The sequence below is a fragment of the Arthrobacter sp. H14 genome (genome assembly GCF_000520495.1).
In the GTDB taxonomy this organism is placed as follows: Bacteria; Actinomycetota; Actinomycetes; order Actinomycetales; family Micrococcaceae; genus Arthrobacter_C.
This window is the reverse complement of the sequence record NZ_KI914708.1, coordinates 3,100-7,442: the sequence shown is the minus strand read 5'-3', so window position 1 is coordinate 7,442 and position 4,343 is coordinate 3,100. Positions and strand designations below refer to the sequence as shown.

5 protein-coding genes are annotated in these 4,343 nt (G+C 59.3%); 3 read left to right on the top strand and 2 right to left on the bottom strand.

The window, feature by feature from the left end; genetic code table 11:
- On the top strand, window positions 1-848 hold an 848-nt coding region (locus Y707_RS0121980; protein ID WP_026536626.1), incomplete at its 5' end, for an IS630 family transposase.
- Between the two features lie 17 nt (window positions 849-865).
- Here the strand turns inward: Y707_RS0121980 and Y707_RS0121975 are convergent.
- A complete protein-coding gene (locus Y707_RS0121975) occupies window positions 866-1,390 on the bottom strand; it encodes a DUF6338 family protein (protein ID WP_026536625.1) in 525 nt (174 codons plus the stop codon).
- Between the two features lie 450 nt (window positions 1,391-1,840).
- On the opposite strand from Y707_RS0121975, the gene Y707_RS0121970 reads away from it, so the two are divergent.
- Window positions 1,841-2,776, top strand: coding sequence for an endonuclease/exonuclease/phosphatase family protein (locus tag Y707_RS0121970; RefSeq protein WP_026536624.1), 936 nt, complete (start codon window positions 1,841-1,843; stop codon window positions 2,774-2,776).
- Window positions 2,777-2,996: 220 nt separating this feature from the next.
- Here Y707_RS0121970 and Y707_RS0121965 read toward each other — a convergent pair whose 3' ends face one another.
- Window positions 2,997-3,938, bottom strand: a complete 942-nt coding sequence (locus Y707_RS0121965) for a DMT family transporter (RefSeq protein WP_026536623.1) — start codon at window positions 3,936-3,938, stop codon at window positions 2,997-2,999.
- On the opposite strand from Y707_RS0121965, the gene Y707_RS33085 reads away from it, so the two are divergent.
- A partial coding sequence (locus tag Y707_RS33085) for a GntR family transcriptional regulator (protein ID WP_035783277.1) occupies window positions 3,937-4,343 on the top strand: 407 nt, incomplete at its 3' end. The two genes, Y707_RS0121965 and Y707_RS33085, sit on opposite strands and share 2 nt — an antisense overlap.

Below are 4,343 nucleotides of genomic sequence, written 5' to 3'. Positions count from 1 at the left end.
GGCTTGAGGATGAGCAGAGACCCGGTCGGCCGCGGCAGGTCGACCGCACAAAGATCATTTCGGCCACCCTCGCGCCGCCGCCGAAGAAGTACGGGATCACGCACTGGTCTTCGAGGTTGCTGGCCGGGCATTTGAGGGTCAATCACGCGACCGTGGCCAGAGTGTGGAAGGACTGGGGTGTCCAGCCTTGGCGGGAGGAGACGTTCAAGTTCTCCACTGATCCGGAACTGGTCGGTAAAGTCGCCGATGTCGTCGGGTTGTATCTCGATCCGCCCGAGAATGCCGTGGTGCTCTCGCTGGATGAGAAATCCCAGATTCAGGCGTTGGACCGCACCGCTCCGATTCTTCCGCTGGCGCCGGGCCTACCGGCCCGGCGCACCCACGACTACATTCGTCATGGAACCGCCACGCTTTTTGCCGCGCTGGAGGTGGCGACCGGCCACGTGACGGGCATGTCCCAGCGCCGGCACCGGCGGCAGGAGTTCCTGCGCTTCCTCAAGCACCTGGCCAAGGCCTACCCGGATCAGGAACTGCATCTCGTGATGGACAATTACGCCACGCACAAGACCGCTGAAGTCAACGAGTGGCTGGCCGCCAATCCGAGGATCCACGTTCACTTCACCCCGACCAGTGCCTCGTGGATGAACATGATCGAGATCTGGTTCGGCATCATCGAACGCCAGGCAATTCACCGCGGCACCTTCGTCTCCGTCCCCGAGCTGATGAAAGCGATCAGGGCCTTCATCAACGGCTGGAACGAACGGGCCCATCCCTTCGTCTGGACAAAAACCGCAGACCAAATACTAGCCAAAGCAGACCGTCAAACAACCTCAGCAACACGGCACTAGAGTCCGCCGGAATGGGTCTACCTCTTTTCATGCCCGACTGTCATGAATTCAATTTCTGAGGCATGGACTATGGCCATGCTGAATCCGTCTAGCTCATGCACATTATCGCTCTCGGCGAGGCGGTAGTAGATTCCTCCGCTGAGGGTCAACGCTCGATCGGGTCCGTCATGCCCATCTTGGTTATACGTATAAAGCTTTCCCTGAATCCAGGTGCCGCTCTTTAGCTGCATCCCCAAATGCACATAATGGTCGGGTTTGGCTTCGAACGCCGCTGACCAAGCTGATAGCCCCCGATCCATCGTTACAAGCGTTATCCCCAGCCGTCTGTAAATCCAACGTCGTGTCAATCCCAGTCCTGTATACGCCGTAGCACTGCCGTAAAAGGCGCCAAGGCCCACAGCTGCAAGCAATGAGATTAGTGCAGTTCCGAAGAACAGTTGGGAGTCGTCCTGCAACAACTTCTGTGGTGTGGTGAAGAATTGCTGGAGACCTGCTCGGACCTGCTTGGAGAAAAAACTGACGACGTAGAAAGTGATAAACACAGTAACGAGGGACCCTGCGCTGGCGATGGACGACCGTCGCGCTCTCCCTGAATACGGACCGCTTTATGGTAGGGCGATGTCCTTCATAGTTCCAAACGAAGGCGATGCCAGGTAGGAGTAGACATATGTAGAGGAGCGCCGCTACGGGTTCTGTAGGCAAAGAATCCCCTCTGAATCGGACGAGCAGTCATAATGAACTTACACGTTGGCTAAGGAGACTAGATGACAAACCCTAAATCTACTAATCCACGCCCTACGACTCCACGCCCCGCTCACCTGAAAGAAGGTCAGAAGCCTGCTACTGTTCAGACGCCGCCGCGTTCATTCGATACCGGAACGAAACCTGCTGCCCCCAAAAAATGACCAACTGAAGTAGCAGATTGCCAAACCGCCGATACGACAAAACCGGTTACTGCCATCGATTTCTTAAAGTTGTGATTGCATGGCGTCATGACGATCTCACCGCCGCCGGATGTGGTCGAAGACCTCAAAGCCCTCGATACAGCCCTCGATGAGCAGATCCCGTTGAAGATGGATTCCAACCTCTTGATTGCGACTTGGAATCTGCGTGCCTTCAGTGACTTGACGGAGCAGTGGCACGCCGATGAGGATGATTCGCCTAAACGGGATTGGCATGCGGTGGCCTGCATCGCCGAAATCATCTCCCGTTTCGACGTCGTCGCGGTTCAGGAAGTGCGGCGAAACATCACCGCGCTGCGGTTCCTGATGGACCTGCTTGGCGAACGGTGGCACTTCATCACCTCTGACGTCTCCGAGGGCGATGCCGGCAACGGCGAACGTCTCAGTTTCCTCTATGACTCCGCACGTGTGCAGCCTTCCGGGCTGGTTGGTGAGATTGTCCTGCCGCCATCTGCTGATGCGCCGGTGGAGCAGTTCGCCCGCACCCCGTACACGGCCAGCTTCCTACGCGGCGGCGTCGAATTCATGCTCACTACCGTCCATGTGCTGTGGGGCAGCGACCCGGATGAACGGCTTCCGGAGCTCACAGCGTTTGCCGAATGGATGCGCCGGTGGGCTGACCGTGATGGCGGATGGAACGATAACCTGCTGGTTCTGGGCGACTTCAACCTGGACCGTATCGGCGACCCTCTGTACGAGGCGTTTATGTCCACCGGATTGTGGCCGCCGGCTGAACTGAACGGCGTTCCACGGACCATCTTCAATAACGATGGGTCCAGGCACTTCTACGATCAGATCGCGTGGTTCTCCGACGAGGACGGATCAAACCTCCTTGAAGGAATGGACTATACCGGCCGCGCCGGCTACTTCGATTTCCTGCCCCACGTCTTCGACGGGCTCACCAAGAACCAGATCTCATGGCGCATCTCGGACCACTACCCACTCTGGACCGAATTCAAAAGCTAACCCCCTGAAACCGTTTCACCCACGTTTCCCAGGGAACCAAGACCCTCCCCCTGTGCCAGCCAGAGATTCGACCGATCACAGCGGGAGAACTCGCTTGAAACATAGTCCGGATCCAACCAGCAGCCTGAGTGTTGGGCCTGTTAGATCCTTGGTTTGTCGCTCGGCAAGGCAGAGGTGTCGGTGAACATAGGTCCACGTATTCGAAGCGCAACGGTGTGGTTCAGTGAGGCTTTGTTTTCGGTGCCGGCTTTAGTCGTATGCGGACGGCGACACCGGCGCAGAGAATCACGGCAAGGCCTCCGATGATGGTGGTCATGGTCAGTTTCTCGCCGAGCAGGAGTACGGCCCAGCCGATGCTCAGCACGGGCTGAACGAGTTGGATCTGACTGACTTGGGCCATTGGTCCGATGGCCAGACCGCGGTACCAGGCAAAGAATCCGAGGAACATGCTCACCACGCCAAGGTAGGCAAAGGACGCCCATTGGATCGGTGTGCCCGATGGCGGTTGCTGAGCCATTGAGAGGACTGTCAGGAGCACCATCAGTGGTGAGGCCAGGACCAGTGCCCACGATACGGTCTGCCAGGCGCCAAGCTCGCGGGCCATTAGGCCGCCTTCGGCATATCCGATGGCGGCGGCAACCACTGCGCCGATGAGCAGCACATCGGCCCAGTTCAGCTGCCCGAACCCGCCTGACTGGATAAAGGCGAAGGCAAGGGCGGCCGCGGCGCCTACACCTGTGGCAACCCAGAAAGCGGTCCGAGGATGCTCCCGCCCCCGGAGCACCGCCATGGTGGCAGTGGCAGCTGGCAGCAGTGCGATCACGACCGCCCCGTGGCTGGCGTCCGCGGCCGTCAGTGCGAAAGAGGTCAGGAGTGGGAAACCCACAACGATTCCGCCGGTAACGACAGCGAGCCGTGCCCACTGCACCCCGGAAGGGAGGCGCTGCCGGGTGAGAAGGAGGGCGGCAGCGGCCAGCACTGCAGCTACAACCGCGCGGGCCGAACCGATAAACAACGGCGACATGGCCTCGACTGCAACCCGGGTAAAGGGCACAGTGAAGGAAAATGCCGCTACCCCAAGAAGACCCCACCACAATCCAGTGGCCGGCATAGAGGATAGCGGTGGACGCAGAAGTGTAGTAGCGCTACTATTGGCTTTCATGGTTAACGATAGCAGTTCACGTGTGGCCGCGCGACTCAAGAAATGGATCGCAGGGGCTACGCCAGGGTCCCGCCTGCCATCAACGCGAACCCTGGTTGCCGAACACAACGCCAGTCCCGTCACTGTTCAGAAGGCTCTGCGCGCCCTCGCCGCGCAGGGCCTCATCGAGAGCCGGCCAGGGGTCGGGAACTTCGTGCGCGAGATCCGGACCGCACAACCATCGGACTACGGTTGGCAGACGGCAGCATTACGTTCTCCCCAATTCCCCGTTCGGCCGGTTTCTTCCGCGATGCGCAGCGCGTCGAACGATGTCATTGCGTTCCATTCGGGTTATCCAGACCGGGAGCTCCTACCCGAACGGCTGGTCCGTGCAGCACTGACCAGGGCGGCCAGGAGCGATGCTGC

Bases quoted from the DNA above. Each gene is read 5' to 3' on its own strand.
- Y707_RS0121970 (WP_026536624.1), top strand. From the start codon at position 1,841: ATGACGATCTCACCGCCGCCGGATGTGGTCGAAGACCTCAAAGCCCTC.
- Y707_RS0121965 (WP_026536623.1), bottom strand. From the start codon at position 3,938: ATGAAAGCCAATAGTAGCGCTACTACACTTCTGCGTCCACCGCTATCC.